Consider the following 19,036-nt stretch of genomic DNA (forward strand, 5'->3'; position numbering starts at 1 on the left):
AACCGACACCGCTCATGCTGGTGATCGACAGCCACACCCACGTCATCTCGACCGACGCCGCGCGCTACCCCGCCGACCCGATCGGCGGCCGCCGCTCCACCTGGTCGCAGGAGCACCCGGTCGACCTCGAGGGCCTGCTCGCCGCCCTGGACAGCGCCGGCATCGACCGGGCCGTGGTCGTCCAGGCGTCCACCGTCTACGGCCACGACAACCGCTACCTGGCCGACTCCGTCGCCGCGCACCCGGACCGGCTGGTCGGCGTCCACTCTCTGGACGCGATGGCGCCCGACGCGGTGGAGCGGATCGCGCACTGGCACTCCCGCGGGCTGTCGGGCTTCCGGCTGTTCACCACCGGCACCACCATGCCCGGCCAGGCCGACTGGCTCGGCCACCCCGACACCTTCCCCGCGTGGGAGTACGCCGAGGCGCACGACATCCCGATCTGCCTCCAGATGACGACCGACGGCATCCCGGCGCTGCGCGGCGCCCTCGAGCGCTTCCCGCGCACCCGGGTGCTGCTCGACCACTGCGCGCGCCCCGACCTGTCCGACGGGGCGCCCTACCGGAAGGCCGCGGCGCTCTTCACGCTGGCGCACTTCCCGGGCGTGCACCTGAAGCTCACCCACCGCGCGCTCGGCGCCGCCGCGAAAGGCGCCTCCACGGTGCCGGACTTCCTGGCCGCGCTGCTGTCGGCGTACGGCTCCGCGCGGCTGATGTGGGGCTCCAACTTCCCCGCCGCCGACGGCAAGCTCGCGGACCTGCTGGCCGAGGCCCGGTCGGCGCTGAGCGGCCTGCCGGCCGCCGACGCGGCGGCGGTCTTCGGCGGCACCGCGGACACCTTCTACTGGGGTGCGCGCCGCGCGGAGGCCGACCGTGCCTGAGACCCGCCTGAGCATCGCGCTGGACACCCACCCCGTCGGCACCCTGCTGCGCGGCGGCACCCTCACCGACCCGCGCGTGCGGCTGGACTTCGCCGAGGTCGCACCGATCCACAAGGCGTTCGCGCCGATGGTGCGCGAGCAGCGCTACGACGTGAGCGAACTGGCCGTCGTCACCGCGCTCCAGGCGATCGCGCATGGCCACCCGGTCGCGGTGCTGCCGGTGGTGGTCGCCGCGCGCTTCCAGCGCAAGTGCCTGATCGCGCACCGGTCGCGGCCGGTCACCGACCCGGCGCAGCTGCGCGGCCGCCGGATCGGGGTGCGCGCCTACACCCAGACCACCGGGATGTGGGTGCGCAGCCACCTCGCGGAGGACTTCGGGCTGGCGGCCGACCAGTCGCAGTGGGTCACCCAGGACGAGGCGCACGTCCCGGAGTACGCCGACCCGCCGTTCGTGGACCGCTCGCTGTCCGGCAGCCTCGTCGAGGCGCTGCGCTCGGGCGCGGTGGACGCGGCCGTCCTCGGCAACGACCTGCCCGGGGGCGACGAGTTCGTGCCCGTCTTCGACCGCGCCGCGCAGCGCGACCGCGCCTGGTACGACGCCCACGGGTACGCGCCGGTCAACCACCTGGTGGCCGTTTCCACCGAGGTCCTGGCGCGGCAGCCTGACGCGGTCCGGGGCGCGTACGCGCTGCTGTGCCGCGCCGAGGAGACCGCCGCGCGGCAGGCCGCCGACCGGCAGCCGGACGCGCCGCGCCTGACGAGGTCGGGAGCGGACCGGCTGAGCGGCCCGATCGAGGAGATCGCCGCCGCGTGCCTGGCGCAGGGGCTGCTGCCCCGGCCGCTGACCGCCGAGGAGGTCTTCGGCCCGGCCCGCGACCTGCTCGCGGCCTGACCGCCCGGCCCGGCCCCGCCCGGCCCGCGACCTGCTCGCCGCCTGACCGGATCGGCGGCGAGCGGGGGATTCAGTCCGCGACCGGCGTGCGCCCGCCGGTCGTGGACTCCCCCACCGCCAGGCGGTAGGGGGCCAGATGGACCGCGTGGCGCGGCGGGGTCGCCGCGCCGATCCGGTCGGCGAGGGAGGTGACCGCCAGCGACGCGATGGCCGCCTTGTCGGGCACCACCGACGTCAGCGAGGGGATGGCGTACCGGCCCTCGTCGGTGCCGTCGACGCTGGCCACCGCGATGTCGCCGGGCACCGCGAGCCCGGCCTCGTGGAAGGCGCGGATCGCGCCGACGGCCAGCAGGTCGTTGAAGCAGAAGACCGCGTCGGGGCGGCTGCCGGCCGGGAGCGCGGCGAGCGTGCGGCCGGCGTGCAGGCCGCTGCGCCGGTCGAACTCCTCGACCGGCGGCGCCAGGCGCGGGTCGAAGGGCAGTCCGGCCTCGTGCAGGGCGAGTTGGAAGCCCTCCAGGCGCTGGCGGCTGGTCGCGGAGTGCTGCCGGTCCACGCCGACGGCCGCGAACCGGGTCCGGCCCAGGGACGCGAGGTGGGCGGTGGCCTCGCGGGCGGCGGCCACGTTGTCGATCAGTACGTGGTCGGTGGCGAGCTGCTCCCGGCCGTCCTCGCGCTCGCCGAGCAGCACCAGCGGGAAGCCGGCCGTGGTGGCGGCGAGTTCGTCGAAGGGCACCCGCAGCGGGGAGAGGATCACCCCGTCCAGCAGGGCCGAGCCGAGCCCGCTGGCCAGCCGCAGTTCCTCGTGGGCGTCGCCGAGGGTCTCCTCGATGAGCACCGTCAGCCCGATCCGGGACGCCTCGGTCCTTACGTGGTGGGCGAGTTCGGCGAAGTAGGGGGTGGCCAGGAAGGGCACCGCCAGCGCGATCAGCCCGCTGCGGCCGGTGCGCAGCCGCACCGCCGAGGGGTTGGGCCGGTAGCCGAGCTCCTGCACCGCGGCCATGACGCGCTCCCGGGTGGCGGGTGCCACCTTCGACATTCCGCGTACAACGTTGGAAACCGTCTTGACGGAGACGCCCGCCCGGTCGGCGACGTCCTTGAGCCTCACTGCCGTCACGTAACTCCCCTTCTGAGCGGTGCCTCATTGTAGGGCAGTTCCCCGCAGACCGGCTCCCCTTCGGCGACACGGGCGATCCGGCGGCGCCCTAAGGGTTGACCACCCGTACGCACGCTGGTTACAACGTTGGAACAGCGAGGCGAAGGAGCCGTCGGTCTGCCCCTGCTGCGGGGTTCCGCTGCGCCTCGCGCCTTGCGTGACGTACCGCCAGCCGCACGAGAGGGCCCGTATGTCCCCGCACGAACCGCTGCCCCCGCACCTCCCGGCCACCCCGCTGCGCACCGCGGTGGTGGGCGCCGGAGCCATCGCCCGCGGCGCCCACCTGCCCGCCCTCGCCGCGCTCGCGGACGAGGGCGGGGTGCAGGTCGCCGCCGTCGTGGACGTCGCCGAGGACGCGGCCCGCGCCGCCGCCGGGCAGTTCGCCGTACCCGGCGCCTTCACCGATGTCGGCGCCATGCTCGACCAGGTGCGCCCGGACCTGGTGGTGCTGTGCACCCCGCCGGCCCTGCACCGGGGGCAGGCCATCGCCGCGCTGCGGGCCGGCGCCCACGTGTGGTGCGAGAAGCCGCCCTGCCCCTCGCTCGCCGACTACGACGCGGTCGCGGCCGCCGCGGGCCCCGCGCCCGGCGCGCCCACCGCCTCCTACGTCTTCCAGCACCGCTTCGGCTCCGGGGCCCGCCATGTGCGCCGGCTGCTGCACGAGGGCGCCTTCGGCCGGCCGCTGGTCGCGCACTGCCAGACCACCTGGTACCGGGACGCCGCCTACTACGCGGTGCCCTGGCGCGGCCGCTGGGACACCGAGGGTGGCGGCCCGGCGATGGGCCACGGCATCCACCAGACCGACCTGCTGCTGGACCTGATGGGGCCGTGGCAGGAGATCCGCGCGATGGCCGCCCGGCTGGTGCACGACGTGCAGACCGAGGACGTCTCCACCGCGCAGGTCCGCTTCGCCGGCGGCGCGGTGGCCACCGTCGTCAACAGCGTGCTCAGCCCCGACGAGGTCAGCCGGATCAGGATCGACTGCGAGCTCGCCACCATCGAGCTGACCCACCTGTACGGTTACCGCAACGCCGACTGGCGGATCACACCGGCCCCCGGCGTCCCCGCGCGGACCGCCGCGGCCTGGCACGACTTCGGCCCCGACGAGCCGAGCTCCCACCTGGCCCAACTGCGCGCCCTGGTGGCCGACATCCGCGCCGGCACCCCGCACCCGACCAGCGGCGGGGGCGGCCGCCGGGTCGTGGAGTTCACCGCCGCGCTCTACAAGTCCGCCTTCACCGACAGCACCGTCCGGGCCGGGCAGATCCGCCCCGGCGACCCGTTCTACGCCGCCATGCACGGCGGCGCCCCCGACCGGCTCCCGGTCGGCGCCCGCGAGGAGGAGCAGCCCGCATGACGCTCTCGCTGACCCACGTCCACGACGACCGGATCACCGTCACCCACCAGGGCACCGGTACCGAGCTGTTCGCGTACGTCTACCGCCCGGAGGCCGCCTGGGAGGCGCCCAAGCCCTACCTCCACCCGATCCGCACCCTCGCCGGCGGCCTCGTCACCGACTACCGCCCCAACGACCACCGCTGGCACAAGGGCCTCCAGCTGACGGCCTCGCACCTGTCGGGCCAGAACCTGTGGGGCGGCAACACCTATGTGCACGGCGAGGGCTACCTCGCGCTGCCGGAGCGGGTCGGCTCGATGGCGCACACCGGCTTCGACGAGGTGTCCGCCGGCCCGGACGGCGTGGTGATCGCCGAGCGCCTGAGCTGGCACCCGCACGACGGCTCGCTGTGGGCGCGGGAGGAGCGCCGGATCGAGGTGCGGGCCGACGCCGACGCCGGCAGCTGGAGCCTGACCTGGTCCTCCGCGGTCACCAACCGGCGGGACGAGCCGCTGCGGTTCGGCAGCCCCACCACCGCCGGGCGCCCCGACGCCGGCTACACCGGGCTGTTCTGGCGCGGCCCGCGGGCCTTCCGCGACGGGCACGCCTTCACCGAGGACGCCGACAGCGCCGAGCGCGACCTGATGGGGCATCAGGCGCCCTGGCTCGCCTACAGCGGCGAGCACGACGGCCGCGACGGGCACGCCACCCTCGTCTTCGAGCACGCGCCGGGCAACGACCACACCGGCGCGAAGGGCGCCCACCCCGCGCACTGGTTCGTCCGCACCGACCCCTTCGCCGCCGTCGCCCCGTCCTTCGCCTTCCACCAGGAGCTGGTGCTCGACCCCGGCGACACCCTCGCCCGCGCCTACCGCGCCCATGTCGCCGACGGCGCCTGGGACCGGGCCGCGGTCATCGCACACCTGGAGCGTCATCCGTGGTGACCGGATACGACGGGTTCCCCGGGGCGGTCGGCGTCTCCCGGCTGAGCGTCTACGACTGGCCGACCGTCGACGGCCGCCCCGGCGGCGGCACCCCGCACCTGCACCTGACGTGCAGCGAGGGATACGTCGTCACCGGCGGCGAGGGCGCCGTGCAGACGCTGACCGCCGGCGGCTTCGAGGAGACCGAGCTGCGCGCCGGCACCGTGGTGTGGTTCACCCCCGGCACCATCCACCGGCTGGTCAACACCGGTGAGCTGCGGATCACCGTCGTCATGCAGAACGACGGGCTGCCCGAGGCGGGCGACGCGGTCCTCACGCTGCCGCCGCACCTGCTCACCGACCCGGATACCTACGCGGCCGCGGTCCGGCTGCCGGCCGGGGAGGGCGAGGCCGCGCAGGCGGAGGCGGCCCGCGCCCGCCGCGACCTGGCCACCCGCCGCTTCACCGAGTTGCGGGCGGCGGTCGCCGCGGGCGACCCGGAGCCGCTGGCCGCCTTCCACCGCGCGGCGGCCGCGCTGGTGCGGCCGCGGCTGGCCGACTGGGAGCGCCGCTGGCGCGAGGGCGCCGCAGCCGCGGCCGCCGCCACCCGCGACCAGCTCGCGGCGCTGGCCGCGGGCGACCCGGGCCACCTGGCCGCGGCCCGCACCCATGCCACCGGCCCCACCGCCACCGGGCGGTTCGGCATGTGCGGCCGGCTCGACGTCTACCACGGCGCGTAGCCGCCCCGCCCGTACGGCCCCGCCCCACCGCCCCTCAACACCCGCCGACCCGAGCGCCGGACCCCACCGCGAGCCGCACCGACCGTACGCCCGCACCCCCACCCCTCACCCCCGCGCACCCAACGCAACCCGCCGAATCGACCGCGGGCGATCCCGCCTGCCCGCCCGGCGCCGCCCGGCACCTGGCCCCCACCACCCCACCCCGTCCCGAAAGGCCACCATGCCCGAGCCCCGAAGCGGCCGGCGCCGGTTCCTCCGCCGCCGGGCGGTCACCGCGGCACTCGCCGCCGCCTTCAGCACCGTCCTGATGGCCGGCCTCACCTCCTGCGGCGCCTCCGACGCCGGCGGCCACATCACCCTCACCTTCTCCTGGTGGGGCAACGACGACCGGCAGGCCCGCACCGAGCAGGCCGTGAAGCTGTTCGAGAAGGCGCACCCCGGCGTCACCGTCCAGATGTCCAACGCCGACTTCGGCTCCTACAAGCAGCGGCTGTCCACCCAGGCCGCGGGCGGCGGCATACCCGACCTGGCCCAGCTGGACTACCGCCAGATCTCCCAGTTCGCGGGCGGCGGCGCACTGCTCCCGCTGGACCGGTACGTCAAGGACGGCACCCTGGACACCGGCGAGATGGACGCCTCGCTGGTCCGCACCGGCCACCTCGACGGCAGGCAGTACGCCCTGCCGATGGGCCGCGGCATCACCGGCTACGTCTACGACGCCACCGTCTTCGCCCAGGCCGGCATCCCGGCGCCCCAGCCCTCCTGGACCTGGGAGGACTGGGCGCAGGTCGCCGCGAGGATCACCGCCATGAAGCTGAAGACCCCCGACGGACGGACCGCGGCGGGCGCCAACGACGGCGGCAGCAACGAGGACGTCTTCGAGGACTGGCTGCGCGGCCACGGCAAGCAGCTGTACGCCGGCCCCAGCACCCTCGGCTACACCGAGCAGGACCTCGCCGCCTTCTGGAGCTTCTGCCACCGGCTCCAGAAGTCCGGGGCGCTGGTGTCGTCAAAGGACAGCGCGCAGGCCGACGCGACCGGCATCAGCGCCTTCAGCCGCGGCCTGGACGCCCTGGACTACTCCTGGGACGCCACCTTCACCGGCTTCACCAGCCCCAGCGGGCACACCATCCGCTACGCCCCGGTCCCCACCGTCGGCGGCCGGGCCGGCTCCTACTTCAAGCCCACCATGCTCATCGGCATCGGCGCCCACTCCAAGCACCCGAAGGAGGCCGCCGAGTTGATGGACTTCCTCCTCAACGACCCGCGGGCCGGCGACGTCCTGGGCGTCACCCGCTCCCAGCCGCCCAACCGGAAGATCGCCGCCGCGGTCGACCGCAAGCTGACCGGTCCCGACCGGCAGGTGTGGCAGTTCGACGAGGAGATGGAGAAGTACGGCGTGCAGCCGCCGCCGTCCGCACCCCCCAAGGGCGATGTCGCGATCGAGAGCGCCTTCACCCGCGAGTACCAGCGGGTGGAGTTCGGGCTCGCCTCGCCGCGGAAGGCGGCCCACGAACTGATCGTCCAGGCGAAGCAGGAGCTGGAGTCATGACCGTCGCGCCGATCGAACTGCCCGAGCCCGCCGGGCGCACCGCGGCGGGAAGCACCCGGCCCGGCCGCACACCGCGCCGCCGCGAGGCGCGCTGGCCCGCGTACGTCTTCCTCACCCCGTGGATGATCGGCGCCCTCGCGGTCACCCTGGTGCCGATGGCGGTCTCGCTGTACCTCTCCTTCACCAGCTACGACATGTTCAGCGCCCCGCACTGGGTGGGCCTGCGCAACTACCGCGAGATGCTCACCTCCGACCCGCGCTTCTGGCGGTCGGTGCTGACCACCCTGAAGTACGTGGTCATCGCGGTGCCGCTGAAGCTGGCGCTGGCGCTCGGCGCGGCGCTGCTGCTCAGGCGGCTCAGCCGCGGCCGCGGCTTCTACCGGTCGGCGTTCTACGCCCCCTCGCTGCTGGGCGCGAGCATGTCGATCGCCCTGGTCTTCCGGGCGCTGTTCAACGACGGCGGCACCGTGGACAAGGGCTTGAGCACCTTCGGCATCCACATCGGCGGCTGGGTCGGCAACCCGCACCTGGCCACCTACGTGGTGGTGCTGCTGACCATCTGGCAGTTCGGCGCCCCCATGGTCATCTTCCTCGCCGGCCTCCAGCAGATCTCGCCGGAGCTGTACGAGGCGGCCGCGCTCGACGGGGCGGGCCCCTGGCGGCAGTTCGCCGCCATCACGGTGCCGATGCTCTCGCCGGTGGTCTTCTTCAACCTGGTGCTGGAGATGATCCAGTCCTTCCAGGTCTTCACGCCCGCCTTCGTGGTCAGCGGCGGCAACGGCGGCCCGGCCGACTCCACCCTCTTCTACACGCTCTACCTCTACGAGCGCGGGTTCACCGCCTCGCACATGGGCTACGCCTCGGCCATGGCCTGGCTGATGCTGCTCGCCATCGCGGCGGTCACCGCGGTGATGTTCAAGGTCTCCCGGTCCTGGGTGTTCTACGCGGACGAGGCGGAATGATGAACCAGACCCTGCAACGCCGGCTGCCCCATGTGGTGGCCCTGCTCGCGCTGATCGCCCTGCTCTACCCGCTGCTGTGGCTGCTGGTGACCTCGGTGAAGCCCGCCGACGAGGTGGTGACCAGCGTCGACCTGTGGCCGCACCACTTCGAGTGGAGCAACTACAGCACCGCGCTGGACGGCGTCTCGGGCGTGTCGGTGCCGCGGCTGCTCGGCAACAGCCTGCTGATCAGCCTGGGCGCGGTGGTCGGCAACGTGGTGTCCTGCTCGCTGGCCGCCTACGCCTTCGCCCGGCTGCGGTTCCGGATGCGCGGCCCGATGTTCGCCTTCACCGTGGCGACCTTGATGCTGCCGCAGCACGTGGTGCTGATCCCGCAGTACATCATCTTCAACAAGCTCGGCATGACGAACACCTACTGGCCGCTGGTGCTGCCGAAGTTCCTCGCGGTGGAGGCGTTCTTCGTCTTCCTCATCGTGCAGTTCATGCGGAACCTGCCCCGGGACCTGGAGGAGGCCGCGCGGATCGACGGCTGCGGCCCGTTCCGGTCGTTCTTCCACATCATCCTGCCGCTGAGCCGGCCGGCGCTGATCACCACCGCGATCTTCTCGTTCATCTGGTCCTGGAACGACTTCTTCGCGCAGATGATCTACCTGTTCTCGCCGCAGAAGGCCACGATCACCCTCGCGCTGCGGAACTTCGTCGACCAGTCGAGCACCTCCGCCTACGGGCCGATGTTCGCGATGTCGGTGATCTCGGTGCTGCCGATCGTGCTGTTCTTCTTCGTCTTCCAGCGCTACCTGGTGCAGGGCATGGCCACATCCGGACTCAAGGGCTGAGGAGGAGCGTTGACCCGCACATCCGCAACCGCAACCGCACCCGCGACCGCTTCCGCCACCACACCCGCCACCGCACCCGCGGCCGTCTCCCGACGGGCGCACCGCGAACCCGGCGAGGTGTTCGGCGCCGGCTTCACCCTCTTCGCCGACATGCTGCTGGTGGGGGTGGTCACCGCGGTGGCCTGCCTGCCGGTGGTCACCGCCCCGGCGGCGCTGTCGGCGGCCAGCGCCGCGCTGCGCCGCAGCGCGGCGACCGGAGTGCAGGTCAAGGCGGGCGACCTGCTGGCCGGCCTGCGGGAGCGGCTGACCTCTTCCGCGCTCACCAAGGGCCTGCTGCCGCCGGCGTTCGCGGTCCTGCTGCTGCTCGACGAGCGGCTGCTGCGCGCCGGGCTGCCCGGGGCGGGTCTGATGGCACCGGTCCTGCTGCTGCTCGCGGTCGGCGCCGCCGCGGTCGGCCTGCGCGCGGTCGCCCTGGACGGGCCGCACCGGCTCTGCGGCCGTCAGGCGCTGGCCCGTTCGCTGGCCGACCCGCGCGGCACCGCGCTGCTGGCCGCCGCCGCGGTGCTCGCGGCGGTCCTGGTGTGGGCGATGCCGGTCCTGCTGCCGCTGCTGCCCGGCCCGCTCGCCCTCGCCGCGACCGCCGTGGACGTCCGCCACCGCCCGCCGGCGGTGTCCGGGACGGGCCGCTGACGGGGGCGGCGGGCGGGCGGCCCGGCGCTCACGGGAGGTACTCGTTGCTCCACTGGCTGTCGGTGACCGCGGCCTTCTTGTCCAGGGTGACCAGGGAGTTGACGAAGCCCAGCGTCGTGGCCCAGCCCTGGGCGTCCATCGCGTCGCTGGTCGGCCAGGCCACCTGGCGCAGGCTCGCGGCGACCACGTCCGCGGCCACGCCCGGCACCGCCTTGCGCGCCGCCGCCTGCACCGCGGCCGACTCCAGGTGCGCGTGCATGTAGGCGGTGGCCTGCTGGACGGCGGCGGCGACCTTCCTGGCGGTGTCGGCATGCTGGGAGAGGTAGTTGCTGCGGGCCACCACGAACTGGCCGTAGCCGGCCTCCTTCTGCGACCACGCCGGGACCTTCACCGGGTCGGCGACCACCACGCCGTCCCCGGAGTCCTGGATCTCCAGCGGGGTCGGCTCGGAGGTGGCGAACCAGTCGATCTGGTTGCTCTTCAGCGCCGCCTTGTCGGCGACCGGGCTGGGCAGCGACACCCACTTCACCTTGCCGGGGTCCACGCCGTAGCCCTTGAGGAAGATGCTCGCCTCGCCCTTGGTGTTGGCCGAACTCGATCCCCCGGTGGAGCCGTCGAGCGCCTTGGCGACCTGCGCCGCGGGCGTCGAAGCGGTCAGGTGGTGCGCCTTGGCGAACTTGGTGCTGACGATCAGGCCGAGCGGATAGCCGCCGGCGTCGGTGCCGATCGCGGTCTCGGGGACGTTCTTGCCGAGCGCGGCCAGGAAGCCGTTGGGGCTGTCGTTGAGGAACTGCACCGAGCCCGACTGGAGCGCGGACGCCCCCGTGGAGGCGTTCAGGGTCACGTACTTGACCTTCAGGCCCTGCGCGGCGAAGTACCCCTGACCGTCGGCCACCTCGATCGGGGTGTCCAGGATGTTCCCGCTGACGCCGATGGTGACGGTGGCGCCGGAGGAGCCGCCCGAACCGGCCGAGGAGCCCCCGCCGCACGCGGTCAGCAGCAGTGCGCCGGCGGCGGCCAGCGCCGCCGCGGCCCGTCGCCCGCGAAGTTGAGGTCGCATCAGATCCGTTCTCCCTGGTCGCCGTCGTGGATTGTCCGACAAGGTGCGAGCGACCGTAACAGCAACCCCCGACCCCCACAAGACATCAGGACGCAAGACCAGGCCCAGCCAATTGTCCGACAATATTGTCAAGTTGTTTCCCCAGTGCTACGTTCGCTAGGGCGCTGCGGTGCGTCTGGTCGCACAATCCGGGCCTGGCCGACCCGTTGATGGACCGACGCCCACGCCCCATCCCGTCGACGGACTTCGAGGTCGCTCCACCTCCATCGCACGCGGAGAAGGGATCACCCCCATGAGATCACGCGGAATGTCCGACCATCTCCACCGCCCACGCGCACGACGTCTGCCCCTGCTCCTGACCGTGACCGTCACCGTGACCGCCGCACTCACCCTCACCGCCTGCGGCGCTTCGGGCACCTCCGAATCGTCGTCGGGCACGTCCGAAGGCCGGATCACCTTCGGCGACCTGAGCCCCACCACGACCCTCACCCCGTTCTACGCGGCCGTCTACGAGGGGTTCTTCAAGAAGGCCGGACTGGACGTGTCGGTCGAGAAGTTCACCGGCGGCGGCTCCTCCTCGGTCGCGGCGCTCGCCACCGGCGCCGTCGACGTCGCCTCCGGCGGCCCCACCAACTTCATCGGCGACATCGCCAAGAAGGCCATCTCCGGCAAGATCTTCGCGCAGGCCGCCGGCGCCCAGTACGACGTACTCGCCGCGAAGAACATCACCTCCCTCTCCCAGCTCAAGGGCAAGACGATCGGGGTCTCGGGCGGCAACTCCGCCGACGAGATCTACCTGATGGCGGTGCTGTCCCACTACGGCGTGAACCCCGACGACGTCACCTTCGTCACCGCCGGCACCCTCGCCCAGCGCTTCGGCGCCATCTCCGGCGGCACCGTCAAGGCCACCGCGGAGCTCAACACCCAGCGCTCGGTGGAGCAGCAGGTCGGCACGGTCCTGCTCAAGGCCGAGGACAGCGCCGTGCAGGTGCCCAACGTGACGTTCTGGGCGTCCGACGCGTCCTTGAAGTCCCGCCCGGCGGCGCTGAAGAAGATGGTGTCCGTCCTGGTCACCGCCGCCAAGTGGGCCGCCCAGCCGGCAAACCGCAAGGCCGCGGTGGCCGACTGCCAGAAGGGCAGCGGCGCGACCGCCGCCAGCTGCGAGGAGACCCTCACCGTCAACACCGACCCCGCACGGGCCGGCAAGTGGACCTGGTCCTCGACCTGGGCCGTGGACACCGACGGCATCACCAAGGCGATCAGCGCCACCGCCCAGGTGATCCCCGACGCCAAGGGGCTGACCAGCGCCGACGTCGTGGACACCGCGCTCACCGGGACCCGGCCGTGACCGGGCCGCGCCGGACGGCGAAGGAGTACCGGTCCGCGCTGCGCCCGCTGCTGCTGGGGGCGCTGTGCCTGCTGCTGCTGGTCGCCCTGTGGCAGCTGGCGGTGACCGGGCACTGGGTCAAACCGCTCTTCCTGCCCGGCCCGTCGAAGGTCGTGCACGCGCTCGGCACGCTCTTCTCCGACGGCGAGATCTGGTCCAACCTGCGGGTCTCCGGCGAGGAGTTCGCGATCGGGCTGGGCGTCTCGGTGCTGCTCGGCGCGCTGCTCGGGCTGCTCACCGGCTGGTACAAGGCGGCCGACGAGTTCCTCAAACCGCTGGTCGTCGGCATCAACTCGATGCCGCAGGTCGCCGTCGTCCCCGTGCTGATCCTGATCTTCGGCATCGGCATGACCCCGAAGATCGTGGTCGTGGTGCTCAGCTGCACCACCGTCATCCTGATGAACACCGCGGCCGGCGTCGGCAACGTGGACTGGCAACTGCGGCGGCTGGCGCGCAGCTTCGGCGCGAGCGACCTCCAGGTGATCAGGACCGTGGTGCTGCCGACCCTGGTGCCGTTCTTCATGACGGGCCTGCGCATCTCCATCGGGCGGGCCATGATCGGTGTGGTGGTCGGCGAGATCTTCGCGTCGAAGGCGGGCATCGGCAACGTCCTCATCTCGGCCAGCAACTCCTTCAACATGCCGGTCATGTACGCCACCGTCGCCGTCATCACCTTCCTCGGCATCGCGCTGACACAGCTCGCGGCGCTGCTGGAGCGCCGGATGCAGCGGTGGCAGCGGTGAGCCGGGCGGAGCGGCGGACCGCCGCCGCGCCGGACCGGCCGAAGCTCCAGGTGGCCGGCGCGCAGGTCACCTACCAGGCCCGCACCGGCGGGGTGGTGGCCGTCGACGGGATCGACCTCGACGTCGCCGACGGTGAGTTCGTGGCGATCGTCGGGCCCAGCGGCTCGGGCAAGAGCACCTTCCTGATGGCGCTGGACGGGCTGGTCCCGCTGACCGGCGGGCGGATCTCGGTGGACGGCACGCCCGTCGACCGCCCCGGCCCGGACCGGGCCGTGGTGTTCCAGGACGCCTGCCTGCTGCCCTGGCGCCCGGTCATCGACAACGTTGCCTACGGGCTGGAGCTCGCCGGGCGCGGCAAGAAGGAGCGGCTGGCGGTCGCGGCCGAACTGCTCGCGCTGACCGGGCTCAAGGGGTTCGAGCGCTTCTACCCCGACCAGCTGTCCGGCGGCATGAAGCAGCGCGTCAACATCGCCCGCGCGCTGGCCGCCGATCCCGGCATCCTGCTACTGGACGAGCCGTTCTCCGGGCTGGACGCGCAGACCCGCGAGAGCATGCAGGCGGAGCTGCTGAAGATCTGGGACGCCCGCAAGAAGACGGCCGTCTTCGTCACCCACCAGATCGACGAGGCCGTCTACCTCGCGGACCGGGTCGTCGCCTTCAGTGCGCGCCCGGCCCGGGTGGTGGCGCAGTGGCGGATTCCGTTCGCCCGGCCGCGGCCGCTGGAGCTCAAGCACAGCCGTGAGCACCGCGACCTCGAAGAGGAGATCTGGGAGGTGGTCCGGGCGCAGAAGGCGCCCGGCACCGACCGCTGACGTACCTCTCGCACCCGCGGGCTGCCGCCCCTCCCCCGGTTTCGGGGAAGGGGCGGCAGCCCATCGGCGGTCAGCGGCACCGCGTCAGCCGGCGGTCCCGGTGAGAGCCGCCTGGGGCAGGTAGAGCGGCATCGAGTCCTCCCACTGGCTGTCGGTGAGCATCGTCTTGCCCGAGCCGTCGGCGTTCATCGCCATGATCATGCCGTAGGGCTGGAAGGTGTCGTCGTAGAGCGCGGCCTCCTCGCGGAAGCCGTACATGCCGGTGTTGTAGAGGATGCGGCCGTCGGGGTGCCACACGGCGTGGCCGTCGTTGGCACCGCTGCTGGTGAGGACGCTCAGCCCGGTGCCGTCCGGTTTGATGGTGCACACGTCGAAGTTGGTGGGGCCGGTCTTGCGGGTGAAGAGGATGCGGCTGCCGTCCGGGGACCAGTCGGGCAGGTTGTCGGACGCGGTGGTGAGCACCGTGGTGGTGCCGCCGGCGAGGTCGAGGATGCGCAGGCCGTTCTGCGCGCCCCACACCCGGTAGACGATCTTGGTGCCGTCGGCGGAGTAGCTGGGGAAGCCGGAGTTGGTGGAGTTGTCGGTGAGCGCCTCGGCGCCGGTGCCGTCGCTGCGCACCCGCCAGATCGCCGCGGTCATCACCGCGCGCTCCTGGAACCAGCCGCCCAGCCCGAACGCGATCCACTGGCCGTCCGGGGACCAGGCCGGCCGGAAGGCGCCGGCCAGGCCCTCGGTGACCAGCGTCTGGTCCAGGCCGGAGGTGGTCGTGTCGAAGACCACCTTCAGGTCGCTGCCGTCGGGGTTGAGCGTGGCGATGTCGGACTTGCCCGGGCCGGTCTGCTTCTCGGTGATCGCCAGCCGGTTCTGCAACGACAGGATCGGGAAGACGTCGCAGAAGCGGTAGTCCCAGTTCGCGTCCCAGCTGTAGAGCGGGGTGTCCAGGGTCCGGCTGGTGAAGTCCTGCTTCTCGTAGATCACCGACTTGCCGTCCGGGGACCAGCAGGGCGAACGCACCCCGGCGCGCTTGACGTTCGGGATCGAGCCGTTGACGTAGACCAGGCCCTCGTCCTGCCCGTTCTTGAGCAGGTAGCCGATCTCGGTGTTGGTGACGTACTGCGGCGAGACCTTGAGGTTCGGGCCGGAGGTGTGCTCGACGCGGTCGGTGCCGGTGGCGAAGTCGACCGAGACGATCTGCGACTCCACCACGCCGATGTCCTCGGGGCGGTGCGCCTGCCAGGTGCCCTCGACGGTGATCTCGTAGTAGACGATCCGCTGCCCGTCCGGGGACCACTTGGGCGAGCCCAGGCAGTAGCCCGGCTTCGTGGCGAGCTGCCGGAAACCGGTGCCGTCGGGCTTGATGACGTAGATGCTCAGCTCCTGGGTGTGCTCCCAGCCGGTGCCGTTGTCGTGCCCCATCCACTGCGTGTTGCGGTCGGAGGAGAAGGCGATCCACTTCCCGTCGGGCGACCAGACCGGGCGGAAGTGGCCGTCGGGGCTGCTGGGGTCGCCGGCGAGCGCCGCGGTACCGCTGAGGTTGGTCAGCGCACCGGTCTTGGTGTCCATCAGCCAGATCTGCGACAGGTGGTCGGCGGACCGGGTGGAGGAGAAGGCCAGGGTGCGCTTGTCCGGCGAGAGGGTGGCGCTGTCGTAGACGGCCGGGCCGCCGACCACGGAGGTGACGCCGGTGCCCTGGCCGGAGCCGCCCAGGGTGGTCGCGTAGATGTTGGCGTTGCCGTCGCCGGTGCGCTCGGAGGTGAAGTAGACGGTCTTGCCGTCGAAGGAGTAGTTGGCGTGCCGGTCGAACTTCGCGTCGGTGGCCGACAGCAGCTTCCGCTCGTTGGAGCCGTCGGCGTTCGCGGTGTACAGGGTCGACGCCGAGGGGCCGATCCGGTTCATCAGCATCACCCCCTTCTTGCCGCTGCTCGCCGCGGAGACGGCGAAGGAGGGGGTGGGCAGCAGCGCGGCGCCTGCGGTCGCCGCACCGGCCACCAGGAACGCCCGACGTCCTATACCCTTTTTCTCGGATGCCATTTCTCTTCCAACTCCCGTGGTGTGAGGGATCGAGTTCTTCCGTTGGCGCGCGCTTTCCCGGAGAACGTGCGGGACGCTACTCCGCGGCTGATCCACCGTCAATTAATCCGTCGGAAATACCGCCGTCAATTGTGGGGGCCCCTGGAATTTCCGCGTCCGGGCATGCGAAAGCCGCCCGCGACCCGTGCGGAAAATGCGGTGGACGCGGACGGAAAAGGCGAGGGGAAAGAAAAGGGAACGGGAAAGCGCACGAAGCGCGCGGCGAGAGACAGTTCGCCCCATGGGCGCCCGCACTCGAAGGGTACGGGCGCCTCGGGCGGCTGCGTCGGACGTCAGGCGTCACCCTCAGGCGTCAGACGTCAGGTCAGGCGCAGAAGAAGGTGACGGAGTCCGGGTTGGGCACGGCCAGGGAGGTGCCGGTGTCCGTCAGCTGCCCGGACCGCGGGTCGACCGCGAAGACGTTCACACTGCTGCTCGCCTCGTTGGCGACGAGCAGCCACCGCCCGCTCGGGTGGAGGGTGAAGCCCCACGGCGTGGTGCCCCCGCAGGGGATGCGCTGGAGCACGCCGAGCAGGTCGGTGCGGGGGTCGACCGCGAGGACGACCAGGGAGTTCTCGGCCCGGTTGCCGGCGTACACGAACCGCCCGTCGGCGCTGATCGCGAGGTCGGAGGCGCTCGCGGTGCCGGTGAAGCCGGGGGTGCCGACCGCGAGGGTCTGCCGGTGCGTCAGCTCGCCGGTCCCGGGCGTCCACTGGAGGGCCTGGAGGTCCGAACTCAGCTCGCTGAGCAGGTAGACGGTGCGGCCGGCGGGGTGGAAGGCGACCCGGCGCGGGCCGGAGCCGGGCGCGGTGGCGTAGCCGGCCGGGCCGTCCTCGGACAGCACGCGGGTGCGGCGGTCGAAGGGGCGGACGAAGACGCGGTCGGCGCCGAAGTCCGGGACCAGGACGAACCGGCCGCTCGGGTCCACCTCGGCGTGGTGCGGGTGCGGGCCCGCCTGCCGGGGGTTGGGGCCGGAGCCGGTGTCCTGCGCGCGCGAGGCGACCGCGGCCAGCTCACCGCTCGGGGTGATCGGCACCGCCGCGGTGAAGCCGTCCTCGAAGTTCGTGGCGAGCAGGGTGTTCGAGGGCTGGTCGATGCCGATGTAGGACACCCCGCCCCCGTTCAGGCCGGTGCCGCCGGTGGACAGCTCGCCGGTCGGGGTCAGGGCGCCGGTCGCCGGGTCGATCCGGAAGGTGGCGACGACCCCGCCGACGGCCATGGTGGCCACGTACAGGATCGGCAGCGACGGGTGGGTGACCGCCCAGTCGGCGTCGGCCTCGCCCACCGGGCCGAGCGCGGTCAGCGCGCCGGTGCCCGGGTCGAACCACGCACCGTAGATCTCGGTGCCCTTCCATGTGTTGAAGTAGACGAGTTCCCGCCGGCCGGCGCGCGAGCCGGCGGGGGCGGGGGCGGCGGCTGCCGCGGTGGACACGGCGCCGAGCAGCGGTACGGCCGCGGCGGCGGCCACCGAGCCCAGCAGCCGTCTGCGCGAGGGGCGCCGGTCCTGGCCGGCGGCCGGCCCGCCCGGGGTGTTCCCGGTCGCGGCGGATCTGGAGTCGAACATGTCGAGAGTGCTCCTTTGCATCTCGAATGTGCGCGGAAAGGGATGGAGCAAATGATGCGATCTACTGGGAACGCTGCCCCGACGTACGGCGCTTGGCCAGGCCGAGGTGCTTCAGGGCGAACTTGTCGAGCTGGGTCAATATGCTGTTGAGGATGAGCGTGATCGCCATCAGGACGATGAGTCCGGCGAATTCGGTCGCGGCGTCGAGGTTCATCGCGGAGGTGAACAGCTCGTGGCCCACGCCCTCGGAGGAGGCGATGAACTCACCGCCGATGACACCGAGAATGGCCAGCGGCCCGCCGGTCTTGAGCGCCGCGAAGAACGGCGCGGCCAGCGTCGGCAGCGTGACGTAGCTGAGCACATGGCTCTTCTTCCCGCCCATCACCTGGATGATCTCGATGAGTTCCCGGTCCCGCAGCCGCAGGCCGAGGTAGAGGTTGTAGAACACCACGAAGGCCACACCGGTCGCGGCGATGTAGATCTTCGACCAGGAGCCGATCCCGAAGAACAGTACGAACAGCGGGGCCAGCGCGATCTTCGGCACGCCGTTGACCGCGGCGACCAGCGGCTCCATCACCCGCCCGGCGAGCGGGAAGGAGCCCAGCACCAGGCCCATCACGGTGCCGATGGCCACGCCGATGCCGAACCCGACCACCACCTCGAAGGAAGTGGTCTTGATGTCGGTCCACCCCTGCGAGGAGCCCAGCAGGTGGTGCAGCGCCGTCCACACGTCGGTCGGCTTGCTCACCGCGTACTCGGGGATCACCGGGCCGCTCATCACCTGCCACAGCACCAGGCAGAGCACGATCACGGCCAGCCGCAGCACGATCACCAAGGCCGCGCCCCGCCACCGGTGGTCCTTCTTCTTCCCTCCGGTCGCCGCCGGGACCTCGGCCCCGGTCTTCTTCTGACTCATCTCACGGGTAGCAGCCACCACCGTCTGCTCCTTCCAGTCTCATCAGCCGCGAGCGCGCAGGGCTACGGCAGGTACTTGTTGGTGTAGTTGGCGGACGTGATCTTCGCTTCCTGGGTCAGCGCGCCCAGGGAGTTGATGAACGTCGTGGTCTTGGTCCAGTCGGCGTCGGTCATGGTGTCGCTGGTGGGCCACCCGACCTGGGGCAGGCTGGCCTTGACCACGGAGGCGGACACCCCCGGCAGTGCCTTGCTCGCCACGTTCTGCACGGTGGCGGAGTCGATGTTGCCGTTCATGTAGGCGGTGGCCTGTTGGACGGCGGTGGCGAACTTCTTGGCGATGTCGGCGTGCTGGCTCAGATAGCTGTTGCGCGCGACGACGATCTGCCCGTAGCCGGCTTCCTTCTCCGACCAGGCGGTGACCTTGGTGGAGTCGGCGACGACGACGCCGTCACCGGTGCCCTGGATGGCCAGCGGGGTGGGCTGGGAGGTGACGAACCAGTCGATCTGGTTGCTCTTCAGC

Annotated in this window: 17 protein-coding genes and 1 pseudogene; 12 read left to right on the plus strand and 6 right to left on the minus strand. The window is 72.2% G+C overall.

The window, feature by feature from the left end; genetic code table 11:
• The first annotated feature begins 14 nt into the window (after positions 1 to 14).
• A complete protein-coding gene (locus tag WA788_RS33565) occupies positions 15 to 881 on the plus strand; it encodes an amidohydrolase family protein (RefSeq protein WP_335984078.1) in 867 nt (288 codons plus the stop codon).
• Complete coding sequence (locus WA788_RS33570) at positions 874 to 1,773, plus strand: hypothetical protein (RefSeq protein WP_335984080.1); 900 nt, start codon at positions 874 to 876, stop codon at positions 1,771 to 1,773. Before WA788_RS33565 ends, WA788_RS33570 begins: the two co-directional genes overlap by 8 nt.
• Positions 1,774 to 1,843: 70 nt before the next feature.
• Here the strand turns inward: WA788_RS33570 and WA788_RS33575 are convergent, their stop codons facing one another.
• Positions 1,844 to 2,887 carry a LacI family DNA-binding transcriptional regulator gene (locus tag WA788_RS33575; RefSeq protein WP_335984082.1) on the minus strand — a complete coding sequence of 348 codons (1,044 nt, stop codon included), beginning with the start codon at positions 2,885 to 2,887 and terminating at the stop codon, positions 1,844 to 1,846.
• A 229-nt stretch (positions 2,888 to 3,116) separates the two neighbouring features.
• On the opposite strand from WA788_RS33575, the gene WA788_RS33580 reads away from it, so the two are divergent.
• The 7 genes from WA788_RS33580 to WA788_RS33610 all read left to right on the plus strand — a co-directional run bounded on the left by WA788_RS33580 (position 3,117) and on the right by WA788_RS33610 (position 9,965).
• Complete coding sequence (locus WA788_RS33580) at positions 3,117 to 4,283, plus strand: Gfo/Idh/MocA family protein (protein WP_335984084.1); 1,167 nt, start codon at positions 3,117 to 3,119, stop codon at positions 4,281 to 4,283.
• Positions 4,280 to 5,206, plus strand: coding sequence for a PmoA family protein (locus WA788_RS33585; RefSeq protein ID WP_335984087.1), 927 nt, complete (start codon positions 4,280 to 4,282; stop codon positions 5,204 to 5,206). Before WA788_RS33580 ends, WA788_RS33585 begins: the two co-directional genes overlap by 4 nt.
• Complete coding sequence (locus WA788_RS33590; protein WP_335984089.1) at positions 5,203 to 5,925, plus strand: cupin domain-containing protein; 723 nt, start codon at positions 5,203 to 5,205, stop codon at positions 5,923 to 5,925. The genes WA788_RS33585 and WA788_RS33590 overlap by 4 nt, the downstream gene beginning before the upstream one ends.
• A gap of 220 nt (positions 5,926 to 6,145) precedes the next feature.
• Positions 6,146 to 7,477: an ABC transporter substrate-binding protein gene (locus WA788_RS33595; protein ID WP_335984091.1), complete on the plus strand. Its 1,332-nt coding sequence runs from the start codon at positions 6,146 to 6,148 to the stop codon at positions 7,475 to 7,477.
• Positions 7,474 to 8,439 (plus strand): carbohydrate ABC transporter permease, encoded by a 966-nt coding sequence (locus WA788_RS33600; RefSeq protein ID WP_335984093.1) that lies wholly within the window; start codon positions 7,474 to 7,476, stop codon positions 8,437 to 8,439. The genes WA788_RS33595 and WA788_RS33600 overlap by 4 nt, the downstream gene beginning before the upstream one ends.
• Entirely contained in the window at positions 8,436 to 9,275 is an 840-nt protein-coding gene (locus WA788_RS33605; RefSeq protein ID WP_435136213.1) for a carbohydrate ABC transporter permease, read from the plus strand. The genes WA788_RS33600 and WA788_RS33605 overlap by 4 nt, the downstream gene beginning before the upstream one ends.
• A 9-nt stretch (positions 9,276 to 9,284) precedes the next feature.
• Positions 9,285 to 9,965: a hypothetical protein gene (locus WA788_RS33610; protein WP_335984095.1), complete on the plus strand. Its 681-nt coding sequence runs from the start codon at positions 9,285 to 9,287 to the stop codon at positions 9,963 to 9,965.
• Between the two features lie 28 nt (positions 9,966 to 9,993).
• On the opposite strand, the gene WA788_RS33615 is transcribed toward WA788_RS33610, so the two are convergent.
• Positions 9,994 to 11,025 (minus strand): ABC transporter substrate-binding protein, encoded by a 1,032-nt coding sequence (locus WA788_RS33615; protein ID WP_335984096.1) that lies wholly within the window; start codon positions 11,023 to 11,025, stop codon positions 9,994 to 9,996.
• 361 nt (positions 11,026 to 11,386) lie between these two features.
• Here WA788_RS33615 and WA788_RS33620 point away from each other — a divergent pair, with 361 nt between their 5' ends.
• Genes WA788_RS33620 through WA788_RS33630 form a run of 3 tightly spaced genes read left to right on the plus strand, consistent with a single transcriptional unit; the run spans position 11,387 to position 13,967 of the window.
• Complete coding sequence (locus WA788_RS33620; RefSeq protein ID WP_335984097.1) at positions 11,387 to 12,373, plus strand: ABC transporter substrate-binding protein; 987 nt, start codon at positions 11,387 to 11,389, stop codon at positions 12,371 to 12,373.
• Positions 12,370 to 13,155 (plus strand): ABC transporter permease, encoded by a 786-nt coding sequence (locus tag WA788_RS33625; protein ID WP_335984099.1) that lies wholly within the window; start codon positions 12,370 to 12,372, stop codon positions 13,153 to 13,155. Before WA788_RS33620 ends, WA788_RS33625 begins: the two co-directional genes overlap by 4 nt.
• Positions 13,143 to 13,967, plus strand: a complete 825-nt coding sequence (locus WA788_RS33630) for an ABC transporter ATP-binding protein (protein ID WP_335984100.1) — start codon at positions 13,143 to 13,145, stop codon at positions 13,965 to 13,967. Before WA788_RS33625 ends, WA788_RS33630 begins: the two co-directional genes overlap by 13 nt.
• An 84-nt stretch (positions 13,968 to 14,051) precedes the next feature.
• Here WA788_RS33630 and WA788_RS33635 read toward each other — a convergent pair whose 3' ends face one another.
• The 4 genes and pseudogenes from WA788_RS33635 to WA788_RS33650 all read right to left on the minus strand — a co-directional run.
• Positions 14,052 to 15,998, minus strand: a complete 1,947-nt coding sequence (locus WA788_RS33635) for a hypothetical protein (RefSeq protein ID WP_335984102.1) — start codon at positions 15,996 to 15,998, stop codon at positions 14,052 to 14,054.
• A gap of 364 nt (positions 15,999 to 16,362) precedes the next feature.
• A complete protein-coding gene (locus WA788_RS33640; protein ID WP_335984103.1) occupies positions 16,363 to 17,601 on the minus strand; it encodes a lactonase family protein in 1,239 nt (412 codons plus the stop codon).
• A 61-nt stretch (positions 17,602 to 17,662) separates the two neighbouring features.
• Entirely contained in the window at positions 17,663 to 18,535 is an 873-nt protein-coding gene (locus tag WA788_RS33645; RefSeq protein WP_335984105.1) for an ABC transporter permease, read from the minus strand.
• A gap of 44 nt (positions 18,536 to 18,579) precedes the next feature.
• Positions 18,580 to 19,036: pseudogene (locus tag WA788_RS33650) on the minus strand (ABC transporter substrate-binding protein); the annotation flags it as partial.

Origin of the sequence: Streptomyces sp. CA2R106 (assembly GCF_037034245.1) — a bacterium.
GTDB lineage: Bacteria > Actinomycetota > Actinomycetes > Streptomycetales > Streptomycetaceae > Actinacidiphila.

Coding starts and splice junctions, on each gene's coding strand:
- WA788_RS33565 (WP_335984078.1), top strand. CDS start 15: ATGCTGGTGATCGACAGCCACACCCACGTCATCTCGACCGACGCCGCG.
- WA788_RS33580 (WP_335984084.1), top strand. CDS start 3,117: ATGTCCCCGCACGAACCGCTGCCCCCGCACCTCCCGGCCACCCCGCTG.
- WA788_RS33585 (WP_335984087.1), top strand. CDS start 4,280: ATGACGCTCTCGCTGACCCACGTCCACGACGACCGGATCACCGTCACC.
- WA788_RS33595 (WP_335984091.1), top strand. CDS start 6,146: ATGCCCGAGCCCCGAAGCGGCCGGCGCCGGTTCCTCCGCCGCCGGGCG.
- WA788_RS33600 (WP_335984093.1), top strand. CDS start 7,474: ATGACCGTCGCGCCGATCGAACTGCCCGAGCCCGCCGGGCGCACCGCG.
- WA788_RS33605 (WP_435136213.1), top strand. CDS start 8,436: ATGATGAACCAGACCCTGCAACGCCGGCTGCCCCATGTGGTGGCCCTG.
- WA788_RS33615 (WP_335984096.1), bottom strand. CDS start 11,025: ATGCGACCTCAACTTCGCGGGCGACGGGCCGCGGCGGCGCTGGCCGCC.
- WA788_RS33635 (WP_335984102.1), bottom strand. CDS start 15,998: ATGGCATCCGAGAAAAAGGGTATAGGACGTCGGGCGTTCCTGGTGGCC.
- WA788_RS33640 (WP_335984103.1), bottom strand. CDS start 17,601: ATGTTCGACTCCAGATCCGCCGCGACCGGGAACACCCCGGGCGGGCCG.